This window comes from Tateyamaria sp. Alg231-49 (assembly GCF_900143535.1).
In the GTDB taxonomy this organism is placed as follows: Bacteria; Pseudomonadota; Alphaproteobacteria; order Rhodobacterales; family Rhodobacteraceae; genus Tateyamaria.
In genome coordinates, this window is record NZ_FRFA01000024.1 from 18,352 (window position 1) to 33,355 (window position 15,004).

11 protein-coding genes are annotated in these 15,004 nt (G+C 56.8%); 6 read left to right on the plus strand and 5 right to left on the minus strand.

Annotated elements, in window-relative coordinates; all coding sequences use genetic code 11:
• The 3 genes from DHN60_RS20660 to DHN60_RS20670 all read right to left on the minus strand — a co-directional run bounded on the left by DHN60_RS20660 (position 1) and on the right by DHN60_RS20670 (position 1,132).
• The gene (locus DHN60_RS20660) at positions 1–471 is read right to left on the minus strand and encodes a hypothetical protein (RefSeq protein ID WP_108839205.1); all 471 of its coding nucleotides are present in this window, start codon (positions 469–471) and stop codon (positions 1–3) included.
• On the minus strand, positions 468–635 hold the full coding sequence (hemP, locus tag DHN60_RS20665; RefSeq protein WP_108839212.1) for a hemin uptake protein HemP: 168 nt from the start codon (positions 633–635) through the stop codon (positions 468–470). The genes DHN60_RS20660 and hemP overlap by 4 nt, the downstream gene beginning before the upstream one ends.
• 254 nt (positions 636–889) lie before the next feature.
• Positions 890–1,132 (minus strand): hypothetical protein, encoded by a 243-nt coding sequence (locus DHN60_RS20670; protein WP_108839206.1) that lies wholly within the window; start codon positions 1,130–1,132, stop codon positions 890–892.
• Positions 1,133–1,624: 492 nt separating this feature from the next.
• Between DHN60_RS20670 and rpoB the strand changes: the two genes are divergently transcribed.
• Positions 1,625–5,761, plus strand: coding sequence for a DNA-directed RNA polymerase subunit beta (gene rpoB / locus DHN60_RS20675; protein WP_108839213.1), 4,137 nt, complete (start codon positions 1,625–1,627; stop codon positions 5,759–5,761).
• A gap of 74 nt (positions 5,762–5,835) precedes the next feature.
• The gene (rpoC, locus tag DHN60_RS20680; protein ID WP_108839207.1) at positions 5,836–10,080 is read left to right on the plus strand and encodes a DNA-directed RNA polymerase subunit beta'; all 4,245 of its coding nucleotides are present in this window, start codon (positions 5,836–5,838) and stop codon (positions 10,078–10,080) included.
• 8 nt (positions 10,081–10,088) lie between these two features.
• Here the strand turns inward: rpoC and DHN60_RS20685 are convergent, their stop codons facing one another.
• Positions 10,089–10,547 (minus strand): hypothetical protein, encoded by a 459-nt coding sequence (locus DHN60_RS20685; RefSeq protein WP_199913710.1) that lies wholly within the window; start codon positions 10,545–10,547, stop codon positions 10,089–10,091.
• Positions 10,548–10,729: 182 nt separating this feature from the next.
• Between DHN60_RS20685 and DHN60_RS20690 the strand changes: the two genes are divergently transcribed.
• Entirely contained in the window at positions 10,730–11,596 is an 867-nt protein-coding gene (locus DHN60_RS20690; RefSeq protein WP_199913711.1) for a DMT family transporter, read from the plus strand.
• Here the strand turns inward: DHN60_RS20690 and DHN60_RS20695 are convergent.
• A complete protein-coding gene (locus tag DHN60_RS20695) occupies positions 11,585–12,394 on the minus strand; it encodes a putative rhamnosyl transferase (protein WP_108839209.1) in 810 nt (269 codons plus the stop codon). The genes DHN60_RS20690 and DHN60_RS20695 overlap by 12 nt on opposite strands.
• A 335-nt stretch (positions 12,395–12,729) precedes the next feature.
• Between DHN60_RS20695 and rpsL the strand changes: the two genes are divergently transcribed.
• The 3 genes from rpsL to fusA form a co-directional block, all read left to right on the plus strand.
• Complete coding sequence (rpsL, locus tag DHN60_RS20700) at positions 12,730–13,101, plus strand: 30S ribosomal protein S12 (RefSeq protein ID WP_024809820.1); 372 nt, start codon at positions 12,730–12,732, stop codon at positions 13,099–13,101.
• 12 nt (positions 13,102–13,113) lie between these two features.
• A complete protein-coding gene (gene rpsG, locus DHN60_RS20705; protein WP_108839210.1) occupies positions 13,114–13,584 on the plus strand; it encodes a 30S ribosomal protein S7 in 471 nt (156 codons plus the stop codon).
• 26 nt (positions 13,585–13,610) lie between these two features.
• Positions 13,611–15,004: elongation factor G (gene fusA / locus DHN60_RS20710; protein ID WP_108839211.1), on the plus strand; the 1,394-nt coding region annotated here is incomplete at its 3' end.

Genomic DNA, 15,004 nt, shown 5'->3' on the forward strand with positions numbered 1-15,004 from the left:
TTAGTGAAGGGTTTTGGGTTTTGTGATGGGGCGGCTGGCTTTGAGTGCCATCTGTTTGAGAGCAAAGCCGAAGTCTTGCGCGACGCTGACAAGAACCGGCGCAATGTCCGGGCGCACGATGTTTATGGCGATAAGCATGGCGTCTTCGCGTTCGCCGTCGCTGGCATAGCCAACGAAATTGGCGAAACATGATTCATCTGCCCCGAGGCATTTGCATGTCACGTGGTGCCGCATCAGGGGGCGGCGCCCATGTCGCACGCACAAATCACAGAGTGTCTCGAAAGACTTTAGGACTTTGCGGCCCTTTTCCGCGCCGAGAGCGGTTGCAAAGTCATTCCACACCTGCGCTTGCGCATCCGGTCCATCGCACCACAGCCGCAGGTATAAAACCGCGCCAGCTTCGACTGGCCCAAGCTCTGTGATGTATCCGACAGGGGCACCGCCGCGATTTGGGGGGGACATGGCGTTCATTTGGTAAGTATCAGCTTGCCCGCACGGGTAATGCGGAGCGTGTAAAGCTGATCCTTGTGTTTGATCCGGGCGAGGTCACCGCCGTGTGTGAGGTCACTCGCTTCGTAGACCGGCAGTGTATCCTCGGGGCGGTCCGTGGTTTCTCGGGCGACGTTCACCACCATAGCCCGCTCCATTCGTCGCGCTCGGTTCTGTCGATAAGCCATTCGATGTTGAGGAGGCTCGGAAGACCCAACTCAAAGCAATTGGACAAGGCGCCTCTCCAGTCTGGCTCGGTATTTTTGGCGGTTTCGCAGGCGAGTTTCATCTACCCAGTCCCTTGTGCGTTTTGGGTGTTTGGCTCGCCTCAGATTCGGGGGCTGGCTTGTGCGGTTAAAGTTGAGTGAAAGAGTCATATATGTAAATCCGACAAATTTAGTCAGGAAAAGAATGCCCTGGATTGCTCTGTTCCGGAACGCTTGGGTGATTGGCGCTGTTCGTTGCTTGGGTGGCGGATCTTGGTCTGACGGGCCCACGGTGCGATGCCATTGATCCAAATGGCGACCCGGCACCTCGCATAAAGGCGCAAGCCGACCGTCGCTGCATCATCACCGGCCCGGTGGAAAGGTGTCGCCGCGCGCAGGATGCGGGCTTTGAAGAAGGCGGCCAACCAATGGTCCACTCAAATTTGTGGCGCCGGACTGGTGCACGGCTCGGCGGCGTTGAGGTGAAACGCTTGACCTGCCGCTTTTGGGGGAGGAGTGGTGATTGCGTCTATTTGTTGCCATAGGCGACATTCGTGCATTAGGGTGGGTTCACAATCTGATTGCGGCCCTTGGCCTGCCTGTGGCGATGTTTTGCGACATTTCTGCGTTCGCCCGGTTGTGCTTTTGTCAAGCAAAGCCTATCTGAGAGCTTCCGCTGGGAGCGTTGATTCGCGCCCGGCTTTTTGCGTCTTAGATATGGCAGGAGAAGTCACACCACATAATATCCCCATTCTTTCGCAAAAAGCCGCCCCGGACCCCCTACCAGAGCGGCTTTTTAGGAAAGATTGAGATCGGGCGCGCGCCATGGGCAGGTGCGCAAGGATAGATCTTCTTTTCGGTCTTTGAGAGGTCGCACCGGACCGCCCCCCCGGACTGTGGCCGCCACAAAGATGGAGTGCGAAAACCGCATGGCAAATACGTTCCTTGGCCAAAAACGACTGCGCAAGTATTACGGCAAAATCCGCGAAGTTCTGGATATGCCGAACCTCATCGAGGTCCAGAAGTCTTCTTATGACCTGTTCCTGAATTCCGGCGATGCAGAAACCCCCACGGATGGCGATGGCATCCAGGGTGTTTTCCAGTCGGTCTTTCCGATTAAGGATTTCAACGAGACTTCGGTTCTGGAGTACGTCAAGTACGAGCTGGAAAAGCCCAAGTACGATGTTGAGGAATGTCAGCAACGCGACATGACCTACAGCGCGCCACTGAAAGTGACGCTGCGCCTGATCGTGTTTGATGTCGACGAAGATACCGGTGCCAAGTCCGTCAAGGACATCAAGGAGCAGGACGTGTTCATGGGCGATATGCCTTTGATGACGCCCAACGGCACCTTCATCGTCAACGGCACTGAGCGTGTCATCGTGTCCCAGATGCACCGCTCGCCCGGCGTGTTCTTTGATCACGACAAAGGCAAGACGCACTCCTCCGGTAAGTTGCTGTTTGCCTGCCGCATCATCCCTTATCGCGGCTCGTGGCTCGATTTCGAATTCGATGCCAAGGACATCGTGTTCGCCCGTATCGACCGTCGCCGCAAATTGCCTGTGACAACGCTGCTTTACGCTCTTGGTCTGGACCAGGAAGCGATCATGGACGCGTATTACGAAACGGTCACGTTCAAGCTGAAGAAGAACAAGGGTTGGGTTACTCCGTTCTTCCCTGATCGTGTGCGCGGCACCCGTCCCACTTATGATCTGGTCGACGCCAAAACCGGCGAAGTGATCGCCGAAGCTGGCAAGAAAGTCACCCCACGCGCGGTCAAGAAACTGATCGACGAGGGCAAGGTCAACGACCTGCTCGTGCCATTCGAGCACATCGTCGGCAAGTTTGTCGCCAAGGACATCATCAACGAAGAAAACGGTGCGATCTATGTCGAAGCCGGTGATGAGCTGACCCTTGAGTATGACAAGGACGGCACTCTGATTGGTGGCACTGCCAAGGAACTTGTTGATGCTGGCATCACCGAGATCCCCGTGCTCGACATCGATAACATCAATGTCGGCCCGTACATGCGTAACACCATGGCCAACGACAAGAACATGAACCGCGAAACCGCGCTCATGGACATCTACCGCGTCATGCGTCCGGGCGAGCCTCCCACCGTTGATGCGGCGTCAGCGCTGTTTGACACATTGTTCTTTGATTCAGAACGTTATGATCTGTCGGCCGTTGGTCGTGTGAAGATGAACATGCGTCTCGCACTGGATGCCGAAGACACGCAGCGTACCCTGCGCCGCGAAGATATCGTGGCCTGCATCAAGGCCCTCGTGCATCTGCGCGACGGCAAGGGCGACATCGACGATATCGACCACCTTGGCAACCGTCGTGTGCGGTCTGTTGGTGAGTTGATGGAAAACCAGTACCGCGTTGGTTTGCTGCGCATGGAGCGTGCGATCAAAGAGCGTATGTCCAGCGTCGAAATCGACACGGTCATGCCCCAAGACCTGATCAACGCCAAGCCGGCTGCTGCCGCTGTGCGCGAGTTCTTTGGCTCGTCCCAGCTGTCGCAGTTCATGGACCAAACCAACCCACTGTCCGAAGTGACGCACAAGCGTCGCCTGTCGGCCCTTGGGCCCGGCGGTTTGACCCGTGAGCGTGCCGGTTTTGAGGTCCGCGACGTGCACCCGACCCACTATGGCCGGATGTGCCCGATTGAGACGCCTGAAGGCCCGAACATTGGTCTGATCAACTCGTTGGCAACTTTCGCCCGCGTGAACAAGTACGGTTTCATTGAAACACCTTATCGCGTCGTGAACGAAGGTCAGGTGACGGATGAAGTCCACTATATGTCCGCAACCGAAGAAATGCGTCACACCGTGGCGCAGGCCAACGCGACGCTGGACGAAGGTGGCAAGTTCATTAACGAGATGGTCAACACCCGGAAATCGGGTGACTACACATTGTCGCCTGTCGACTCTGTGGACCTGATCGACGTTAGCCCAAAGCAGTTGGTCTCGGTCGCGGCCTCGCTGATCCCGTTCCTTGAGAATGACGACGCCAACCGCGCTCTGATGGGTTCGAACATGCAACGTCAGGCGGTTCCGCTGCTTCAAGCCGAGGCGCCGCTGGTCGGCACCGGTATCGAAGAAGTTGTGGCACGCGACTCTGGTGCGGCCATCATGGCCAAACGCGCTGGCATCATCGACCAGGTCGACGCCACACGGATCGTGATCCGGGCCACGCATGACCTTGAGTTGGGTGACGCAGGCGTGGACATTTACCGTATGCGCAAGTTCCAGCGTTCTAACCAGAACACCTGTATCAACCAGCGTCCGCTGGTGAAGGTGGGTGATACGGTTCAGAAGGGCGAAGTGATTGCCGATGGGCCAAGCACCGACATGGGTGAACTGGCGCTGGGCAAGAACGTGGTCGTCGCGTTCATGCCGTGGAATGGCTACAACTACGAAGACTCGATCCTGATCTCCGAGCGTGTGTCGCGCGATGACGTGTTCACTTCGATCCATATCGAAGAGTTCGAAGTTGCCGCCCGTGACACCAAGCTTGGGCCAGAAGAGATCACCCGCGACATCCCGAACGTCGGCGAGGAGGCCCTGCGCAACCTCGACGAAGCGGGTATCGTGTATATCGGCGCGGACGTTGAGCCGGGCGATATTCTGGTCGGCAAGATCACACCAAAAGGCGAAAGCCCGATGACGCCGGAAGAAAAGCTTTTGCGCGCCATCTTTGGTGAGAAAGCTTCGGACGTGCGTGATACTTCGTTGCGTGTAAAGCCGGGTGACTTTGGTACGGTCGTTGAGGTGCGCGTCTTTAACCGCCACGGTGTGGAAAAAGACGAACGTGCGCTGCAAATCGAGCGTGAAGAAGTCGAACGTCTGGCCCGTGACCGGGACGACGAGCTGACCATTCTGGACCGCAACATCTATGCCCGACTGGGCGACATGCTGTTGGGCAAAGAGATTGCCAAGGGGCCGAAAGGCGTCAAAACAGGCAGCAAAGTCGATGCTGATCTGTTGGAAGCGTTCCCGCGTTCCGCATGGTGGCAGATTGCCCTGAAAGAAGAGTCTTCAGCCCAAGTGGTTGAGGCCCTGAACGAGCAGTACGAGGCGCAAAAGCGTGCCTTGGATGCCCGTTTTGAGGACAAGGTCGAAAAAGTCCGTCGTGGCGACGATCTGCCCCCGGGTGTGATGAAAATGGTCAAAGTGTTCGTCGCGGTGAAGCGCAAGCTGCAACCGGGCGACAAGATGGCTGGCCGTCACGGCAACAAAGGTGTGATTTCGAAAGTGGTGCCAATGGAGGACATGCCGTTCCTCGCAGATGGTACCCCGGTCGATTTCTGTCTGAACCCGCTGGGCGTGCCGTCGCGTATGAACGTTGGTCAGATCCTTGAAACCCACATGGGCTGGGCCGCACGCGGTTTGGGTGTGAACATCGACGAGGCGCTGCAAGAGTACAAACGCTCTGGCGATCTGACACCGGTGCGCGAGGCGATGAGCCTGGCCTATGGCGATGATGTTTATCAAGAAGGCATCACCGGCATGGACGAGGATCAGCTGGTCGAAGCGGCTGGCAACGTCACACGCGGTGTTCCAATCGCCACGCCCGTCTTTGACGGTGCGAAAGAGGCGGATGTAAACAACGCTCTGGAACGTGCTGGTTTCTCGACCTCTGGTCAGTCGGTGCTGTTTGACGGTCGTACAGGCGAGCAGTTCAGCCGCCCTGTTACGGTTGGCATCAAATACCTGCTGAAGCTGCACCACCTTGTGGACGACAAAATCCACGCCCGTTCGACCGGTCCATACTCGCTTGTTACGCAGCAGCCGCTGGGTGGTAAGGCGCAGTTCGGTGGTCAGCGCTTTGGTGAGATGGAAGTCTGGGCTTTGGAAGCTTACGGCGCCGCTTACACCTTGCAGGAAATGCTGACGGTGAAATCGGACGACGTGGCTGGCCGGACCAAGGTCTATGAAAGCATCGTTAAGGGTGAGGACAACTTTGAAGCCGGCGTGCCGGAATCGTTCAACGTTCTCGTCAAAGAGGTCCGCGGATTGGGCCTCAACATGGAACTCCTGGACGCTGAGGAAGACGAATAACGGAACCAAAGTAAGGCGGATTTCAATCCGCCTTACCCGTGCTCTCCCTTTGCTCCCCTTTCAAGGATTTGAAAATGAACCAGGAACTGACAAACAACCCGTTTAACCCGCTCACACCCCCAAAGGTGTTTGACGAAATCAAGGTATCGCTGGCATCGCCAGAGCGTATCCTGAGCTGGTCTTTCGGTGAGATCAAAAAGCCCGAGACCATCAACTATCGGACTTTCAAGCCCGAGCGTGATGGCCTGTTCTGTGCCCGTATCTTTGGCCCTATCAAGGATTACGAATGCCTGTGCGGCAAATACAAACGCATGAAGTATCGCGGCGTTGTCTGCGAGAAATGCGGTGTGGAAGTCACGCTGCAAAAGGTCCGCCGCGAGCGGATGGGCCACATCGAACTGGCGGCCCCCGTCGCCCACATCTGGTTCCTGAAATCGCTGCCGTCCCGCATCGGTCTGATGCTCGACATGACGCTGCGCGATCTGGAACGTGTTCTGTACTTTGAAAACTACGTCGTGACCGAGCCCGGCCTGACGGACCTGTCCTATGGCCAGATGCTGAGCGAAGAAGAGTACATGGACGCCCAAGATGCGTTCGGCATGGACGCCTTCACCGCCAATATCGGTGCCGAAGCGATCCGTGAGATGCTGTCCCAGATCGATCTGGAGCAAGAGGCGGAAACCCTGCGTGCTGACCTTAAAGAGGCCACAGGCGAGTTGAAGCCCAAGAAGATCATCAAGCGTCTGAAGGTTGTTGAGTCCTTCCTTGAATCCGGCAACCGCCCTGAGTGGATGGTTCTGACCGTGATCCCCGTGATCCCGCCAGAACTGCGCCCGCTGGTCCCACTGGATGGCGGTCGTTTTGCGACGTCTGACCTGAACGACCTTTATCGTCGTGTGATCAACCGGAACAACCGTCTGAAGCGTCTGATCGAACTGCGCGCGCCTGACATCATCGTCCGTAACGAAAAGCGGATGTTGCAGGAATCTGTTGACGCATTGTTTGACAACGGTCGTCGTGGCCGCGTGATCACCGGCGCCAACAAGCGCCCGCTGAAATCGCTGTCTGACATGCTGAAAGGCAAGCAGGGTCGCTTCCGTCAGAACCTTTTGGGCAAACGCGTCGACTTCTCTGGTCGTTCGGTCATTGTGACTGGTCCGGAGCTGAAGCTGCACCAATGTGGTCTGCCGAAAAAGATGGCTCTTGAGCTGTTTAAGCCGTTTATTTACAGCCGCTTGGAGGCCAAGGGCCTGTCCAGCACTGTGAAGCAGGCCAAGAAGCTGGTCGAAAAAGAGCGTCCCGAAGTTTGGGATATTCTGGATGAAGTCATCCGCGAGCACCCCGTCATGCTGAACCGTGCGCCGACGCTGCACCGTTTGGGCATTCAGGCGTTTGAACCCGTTCTGATCGAAGGTAAAGCGATCCAGCTTCACCCGCTGGTCTGTTCGGCCTTCAACGCTGACTTTGACGGTGACCAGATGGCTGTGCACGTGCCGCTGAGCCTTGAGGCCCAGTTGGAAGCACGCGTTCTGATGATGTCCACGAACAACGTTCTGTCGCCCGCCAACGGCGCGCCGATCATTGTTCCGTCGCAGGATATGATCTTGGGTCTCTACTATGTGACTTTGGAACGCGAAGGCTTGAAAGGCCAAGACATGGTCTTTGGTTCGATCGAGGAAGTGCAGCACGCGCTGGATGCTGGCGTTGTGCACCTGCACACCAAGATCAAGGCACGCATTCCGCAGATCAACGCCGAAGGGCTTGAGGTCAACGAACGCTTTGACACGACCCCCGGTCGCCTGCTGCTTGGCGCGCTTTTGCCGCTGAACAACAAGGCACCTTTCAGCCTCGTCAACCGTCTGCTGCGCAAGAAAGAAGTGCAGCAGGTCATCGACACCGTTTACCGGTATTGCGGGCAGAAAGAGTCCGTCATTTTCTGTGACCAGATCATGACTATGGGCTTTAAGCACGCCTTCAAAGCGGGCATTTCCTTCGGCAAGGACGACATGCTGATCCCTGAAACCAAATGGCCCATCGTCGACGAGACACGGGAACAGGTGAAGGATTTCGAACAGCAGTACATGGACGGCCTGATCACCCAAGGTGAGAAGTACAACAAAGTTGTTGATGCCTGGTCGAAGTGTAACGACAAGGTCACTGACGCTATGATGGGCTCCATCTCGGCGGCGCAGACTGATGCGGACGGGTCCGAGCGTGAACCAAACTCGGTTTACATGATGGCCCACTCTGGTGCCCGTGGTTCGGTTACACAGATGAAGCAGTTGGGCGGCATGCGCGGCCTGATGGCCAAGCCGAATGGCGACATCATCGAAACGCCGATCATCTCGAACTTTAAGGAAGGTCTGACCGTTCTTGAATACTTCAACTCGACCCACGGCGCGCGGAAAGGTCTGTCTGACACGGCTCTGAAAACGGCGAACTCGGGTTACCTGACCCGTCGTCTGGTGGACGTCGCACAGGACTGCATTGTGCGGGATCGCGATTGCGGCACCGAGAATGCGATCACGGCCGAAGCGGCTGTGAACGATGGCGAAGTTGTTTCGCCGTTGTCCGAGCGTGTTCTGGGCCGTGTCACTGCGGATGACATCATGAAACCCGGTACAGACGAAGTTCTGATCGCCAAGGGGACCCTGATTGACGAACGCATGGCGGATTCGGTTGATGAATTCGCGGTACAGTCGATGCGCATCCGTTCGCCTTTGACCTGTGAGGCCGAAGAAGGCGTGTGCGCGACATGTTATGGTCGTGACCTTGCCCGCGGTACTATGGTCAACACTGGCGAGGCTGTCGGCATCATTGCCGCGCAGTCCATCGGTGAACCCGGTACACAGCTGACGATGCGGACCTTCCACATCGGCGGCGTTGCGCAGGGTGGTCAGCAGTCGTTCCTTGAGGCGAGCCAAGAAGGCAAGATCGTCTTTGAGAACGCGCAGTTGTTGCAAAACTCCAGTGGCCAGACCTTGGTCATGGGCCGCAACATGAAGCTGATCATTCAGGACGAGAACGGCGAAGAACGTGCCAACCACAAGCTGGGTTATGGTACGGCGCTGTTCGTCACTGAAGGCCAGAATGTGAACCGTGGCGACAAGCTGTTCGAATGGGATCCATACACCCTGCCGATCATCGCGGAGAAAGCCGGTACAGCGAAATTCGTTGACCTTGTCAGCGGTATCGCTGTGCGCGACGAAACCGATGATGCAACCGGTATGACCCAGAAGATCGTGATCGACTGGCGCTCGGCTGCCCGTGGCAATGAGCTGAAGCCAGAGATCATCCTGGTGGGTGAAGATGGCGAGCCGGTCCGCAATGATGCGGGCAACCCGGTGACCTATCCGATGTCTGTTGATGCGGTTCTGTCCATCGAAGAAGGTCAGGAGGTCGCCGCAGGTGACGTAGTGGCCCGTATCCCGCGTGAAGGTGCCAAGACCAAGGACATCACCGGTGGTCTGCCGCGTGTGGCCGAACTGTTCGAAGCCCGTCGTCCAAAGGATCACGCGATCATCGCCGAAATCGATGGTTATGTGCGCTTTGGCAAGGACTACAAGAACAAGCGCCGCATCGCGATCGAGCCATCAGATGAGACGATGGACAAGGTCGAGTACATGGTGCCCAAGGGCAAGCACATCCCCGTGGCCGAAGGCGACTTTGTCCAGAAGGGTGACTACATCATGGACGGCAACCCGGCCCCACACGACATCCTGTCGATCATGGGTGTCGAGGCGCTGGCGGATTACATGATTGACGAAGTGCAGGACGTGTACCGTCTGCAAGGCGTGAAGATCAACGACAAGCACATCGAAGTCATCGTGCGTCAGATGCTCCAGAAGTGGGAGATCAGCGACAGCGGCGACACCACGTTGCTCAAGGGCGAGCACGTGGACAAGCAAGAGTTCGATGCTGCCAATGCCAAGGCATTGTCCAAAGGGGGTCGTACATGTCAGGGCGCGCCCATCCTGCTGGGCATCACCAAGGCGTCGTTGCAAACACGTTCGTTCATCTCTGCGGCGTCCTTCCAAGAGACCACACGTGTTCTTACCGAAGCCTCTGTGCAGGGTAAGAAAGACAAGCTGGTGGGCCTCAAGGAAAACGTCATCGTGGGCCGTCTGATCCCTGCGGGCACCGGTGGGGCAACCCAAGCTGTGCGCAAGATCGCGACAGATCGTGACAACGTTGTCATCGAAGCACGCCGCGAAGAGGCCGAGGCCGCAGCCGCTTTGGCCGCGCCAACTGCGGACGATATGGTTGGGGGCGATGTGTTCAACACCGTCATCGACACGTCCGAGGAAAGCCGCGACTAAGCGTTCTACTAAGAAAACTCAAAAAAGCCTCCGCAAGTCGGGGGCTTTTTTTTTAGGCTGAGCAATGGTCGCCGTCCGACATCTTCGTCAGTATAGTCCAGCGTGCTCACATCGACGTTCACGTAGTCTGGCGCAGGTGTGGGAACCAACTTGATGGCTTTGATACTGTCGCGTCCTTCCAGCAGGGCTTTGACAACCCGGTGCATGCCATCCATCAGACGCCCGTCCTGACACAAGATGATGGGATGTGTCAGATCCGTTTCCCGAACCAGAACCATGTGTTCCGCCAGCGATCGTGGCGTTGGAGCGTCGTCTTCGGTTTGATACCACCACAATTCGTCCAGTTCCGCGATGTCAGATAATGCGACAAGGACAGGCACTTGCCCCTTGGCCAACCGGGCAAGGCGGTGGACGTTCCAAGTGTGCCGGTCAGACCCGACCCAGCGACTATGGTATTGTTTCCTCATGTTTTAGGTTCTGCCATGGGTGTGTTGCGCGTGGATCTCAATATGATGGCCCAATCTGGACTTGTAAGCGACCCTATCAAGATTTTGGCTATCTCGAATGTTTCTACCGCCAGCAGGCGCATCAAAGCCTGTTTACCCATGGTGCCGGGCAGGCTTCGCTGATAATTGCACTGGTCATGCCCATGACCCCGAATATGACTGGCGCGCTCCTCATGATGGCGTCGATGGCGTCCTTCACTCTCAATGATGCGATGATCAAGCTGACGGGCGGCGCGGTGCCGCTTATGCAGCTTTTGTTTCTGCGCGGTGTGCTTTCATCTCTGCTGATCCTCGTCCTTGCGCAGCGGCTTGGGGCGATCCACTTTCGCATTGCATCACGCGATTGGTGGTTGATCGCGATACGGTCGGGGGCTGAGGTGGGCGCGGCCTATTTCTTTCTCACGGCCTTGTTCAATATGCCGCTCGCCAATGTCACTGCCATCTTGCAGGTGCTGCCCTTGACCGTCGCCATTGGTGCGGCCCTGTTTTTCCGCGAACCTTTGGGATGGCGGCGTATGTCGGCGATCATGATTGGGTTTATGGGTATGTTGTTGATCGTACGCCCGGGGCCGGAGGGGTTTAGCCTGTGGTCGGGGTACGCGCTGATGGCAGTGGTATTTGTGACGATGCGTGATCTTGCAACGCGCAGATTGTCGCCGGACGTGCCATCCATGACGGTGACGTTTCTTGCTGCATTGACAGTGATGGGCTGTGCCGGGCTGGCGTCGATTGCCGAGCCTTGGGCGCCTCTTGATCTGCGGCTAACAGCCCTGATCACGGCGTCTTCGGTGTTCATCATCGGCGGTTACTGGTTTTCGGTGCGGGTGATGCGGGTTGGGGACATCAGTTTTATCGCGCCGTTTCGATATACCGGATTGGTCTGGGCGCTTTTGCTGGGGTGGCTGGTCTTTGGCGATTGGCCCAGCAACCTGACCCTGATGGGTGCAACGATCGTGGTCGCGACTGGTCTCTTTACCCTTTACCGCGAGCGGCGGGTGTCACAAAACTGAAAAGGCACGGCGCACCGCGTCTGCATCAATGTCAAAACGGTCCTTCAGTACTGCTTCTGCGTCTGCATCCATCAGTGTCAGTTTATGCGGTTTGGCCGATGGTCCCTGTCGCGAGTCGTTGAAATCATTGTGCCCACGCAGCATCATGATGCTGTCTGTGACCGTCACGGTCGTCATGTTCTGGTGCAGTTTATTGTGTGCAAAGTTCATGATGGTCTGGTTCGACCATGGGGCCACCATCATCGCGAGGCCCGCTGTCTGGTAGGGCGCTGTCGTCTCGGCCGCGGCGATGCCATTGGCGCTTGGGCGGGCGATAAATCCGCGATTGAAGTCGATGGACATCAGGGCATCACGCGCGGCCAGATCGCGTACGTCTGTTGCGACTTGGCGCAACCGTTCCACATAATCGACGGCCACCGCGTCATCATCATCCATGCGAAATTGCAGGCAGGGCGCGGCATCATCCCGGCGCACTGAATTTATGATCCGTTTCATCATGGGGCGGTGTTTTGCAGGTGGGTGGGACTGAATCACCGCCTGGGGCATGTCGGCCAGCAACGCCTCAAGCCGAGAGCGGTATTCGTCCGGCAGGCTGTCGCCGATGACCACGACAAAGGTGAAATCCGGGTCTGTTTGCGCGCGCAGAGGGGGGAGGGTGATGGTTTCGAACGTTGCAAATCGTTCTTCCATGCGGGCGGGCGCATAGAGGTAGGCAAGTTTTTCGTCGAAGTTGTCGAAATCGACCTGAAAGCCGCTAACCGCAGGGTAGGAAAACCGACAAAGCCCGATGACCTGCATGGTCCAAACCCCTTGAAAATTCGGTACGTTGCGAGGACAACCATGCCTCAGCCTCTTGTCGTTGCGCAAGCCGCCTCTGGCTGTTGACAGCACCTGCGACTCCCCCTATACGCCCGCTATCTCGGACCGGGTTAACACTCGAAACCGAAATCAGAACCGAAGTGGACACGATCCGGCTTGCATTGGCCCGATCCTCTGGAAACCCACCGCGTCGCCCCTTTCAAGCGGGAGCGATAGCGGTTTTTGCGCTTTTGTGGACGCACGAGGGCGATTGAATTGAAACCGCGGGGTCGACCCGCACGACATATGTTGATGAGACGGGGAACATACCTGCAATGCCAACGATCCAACAGCTGATCCGCAAACCGCGGCAGCCAAAAGTAAAACGCTCGAAGTCGCTCCACCTTGAGGGCAACCCTCAAAAACGTGGCGTGTGCACGCGCGTCTACACGACGACACCGAAAAAGCCGAACTCGGCCATGCGGAAGGTTGCCAAAGTGCGCCTGACAAACGGCTTTGAGGTCATCAGCTACATTCCCGGTGAAAGCCACAACCTGCAGGAACACTCGGTTGTTCTGATCCGTGGCGGTCGTGTCAAAGACCTTCCCGGTGTGCGTTACCACATCCTGCGCGGCGTTCTGGATACCCAAGGCGTCAAAGATCGTAAGCAGCGTCGTTCGAAATACGGCGCCAAGCGTCCCAAATAAGGAGAGCAGCAGATGTCACGTCGTCACGCCGCCGAAAAACGAGAAGTCCTGCCCGACGCCAAGTATGGCGATAAGGTTTTGACCAAGTTTATGAACAACCTGATGGTTGACGGAAAGAAATCGACTGCCGAGCGCATCGTTTATTCCGCGTTCGACCGGGTTGAATCCAAAATCAAGCGCGCCCCTGTGGAAGTGTTCCACGAAGCGCTGGACAACATCAAACCATCCGTCGAAGTGCGTTCGCGCCGCGTCGGTGGTGCCACCTACCAGGTGCCTGTTGAAGTCCGCCCAGAGCGCCGCGAAGCGCTGGCCATCCGCTGGTTGATCATCGCGTCGCGCAAGCGCAACGAAAACACGATGGAAGAACGCCTTGCCGGTGAGCTGATGGACGCAGTGCAGTCCCGCGGTACCGCCGTGAAAAAGCGTGAAGACACACACAAAATGGCCGACGCCAACAAAGCGTTCAGCCATTACCGTTGGTAACAAAGACACTCTGAGGAAGCAGCCCCATGGCACGCGACTATCCACTCGACCGTTACCGGAACTTCGGCATTATCGCGCACATCGATGCGGGTAAAACGACGTGTTCCGAGCGTATCCTGTTTTACACCGGAAAATCCCACAACATCGGCGAAGTCCATGACGGCGCCGCAACGATGGATTGGATGGAGCAAGAGCAGGAACGGGGTATCACCATTACTTCGGCTGCGACGACGACATTCTGGGAGCGCACAGAGAACGGTAAAGACGCCGACTCTCTCAAGCACCGTTTGAACATCATCGACACCCCCGGCCACGTGGACTTCACCATTGAAGTTGAGCGGTCGTTGGCTGTTTTGGATGGGGCCGTGACCGTTCTTGACGGGAACGCCGGTGTTGAGCCGCAGACAGAAACCGTGTGGCGTCAGGCTGACCGTTACAAAGTTCCGCGTATCGTGTTCGTCAACAAAATGGACAAGATCGGCGCAGACTTTTTCAACTGCGTGCACATGATCGAAGACCGCACGGGCGCGACAGCGATCCCAGTTGGCATTCCGATCGGCGCTGAGACAGAGCTTGAAGGCCTTATCGACCTCGTGACCATGGAAGAGTGGTTGTGGCAGGGCGAAGACCTTGGTGCGTCCTGGATCAAAGCCCCCATTCGCGACAGCCTGAAGGCCCAAGCGGACGAATGGCGTGGCAAGATGATCGAAGCCGCCGTCGAAATGGACGACGAGGCGATGGAATCCTATCTGATGGAAGGCGTAGAGCCCGAAATTCCACAGTTGCGCGCTCTGTTGCGCAAAGGGTGCCTTGATCTGAAATTCGTTCCTGTTTTGGGTGGATCTGCGTTCAAGAACAAAGGCGTTCAGCCGTTGCTCAATGCGGTTATCGACTATCTGCCGTCCCCACTGGACGTTGTGGATTACATGGGCTTTGCACCAGGTGACGAAACGGAAGAACGGACCATCGCACGTCGTGCGGATGACGAAATGCCGTTCTCTGGCCTCGCGTTCAAAATCATGAACGACCCGTTCATGGGCACCTTGACGTTCACACGCATCTACTCTGGCACCTTGTCGAAGGGTGATACGTTGATGAACACAACCAAGGGCAACAAGGAACGCATCGGCCGTATGGTCATGATGCATTCCAACAAGCAAGACGAGATCACCGAAGCCTATGCTGGTGATATCATTGCGCTTGCGGGCCTGAAGAACACGACAACGGGTGACACTTTGTCTGACGACAAGGCGCAGGTTGTTCTGGAAACAATGACCTTCCCTGATCCGGTGATCGAGATCGCGGTTGAGCCGAAAACCAAGGCTGACCAAGAGAAGATGTCGATGGGTCTGCAACGCCTCGCGGCCGAAGATCCATCCTTCCGTGTTGAAACAGACCTCGAAAGCTGKCTCTTATACYC

Coding starts and splice junctions, on each gene's coding strand:
- DHN60_RS20660 (WP_108839205.1), bottom strand. CDS start 471: ATGAACGCCATGTCCCCCCCAAATCGCGGCGGTGCCCCTGTCGGATAC.
- hemP (WP_108839212.1), bottom strand. CDS start 635: ATGGTGGTGAACGTCGCCCGAGAAACCACGGACCGCCCCGAGGATACA.
- rpoB (WP_108839213.1), top strand. CDS start 1,625: ATGGCAAATACGTTCCTTGGCCAAAAACGACTGCGCAAGTATTACGGC.
- rpoC (WP_108839207.1), top strand. CDS start 5,836: ATGAACCAGGAACTGACAAACAACCCGTTTAACCCGCTCACACCCCCA.
- DHN60_RS20685 (WP_199913710.1), bottom strand. CDS start 10,547: ATGAGGAAACAATACCATAGTCGCTGGGTCGGGTCTGACCGGCACACT.
- DHN60_RS20690 (WP_199913711.1), top strand. CDS start 10,730: ATGACCCCGAATATGACTGGCGCGCTCCTCATGATGGCGTCGATGGCG.
- DHN60_RS20695 (WP_108839209.1), bottom strand. CDS start 12,394: ATGCAGGTCATCGGGCTTTGTCGGTTTTCCTACCCTGCGGTTAGCGGC.
- rpsL (WP_024809820.1), top strand. CDS start 12,730: ATGCCAACGATCCAACAGCTGATCCGCAAACCGCGGCAGCCAAAAGTA.
- rpsG (WP_108839210.1), top strand. CDS start 13,114: ATGTCACGTCGTCACGCCGCCGAAAAACGAGAAGTCCTGCCCGACGCC.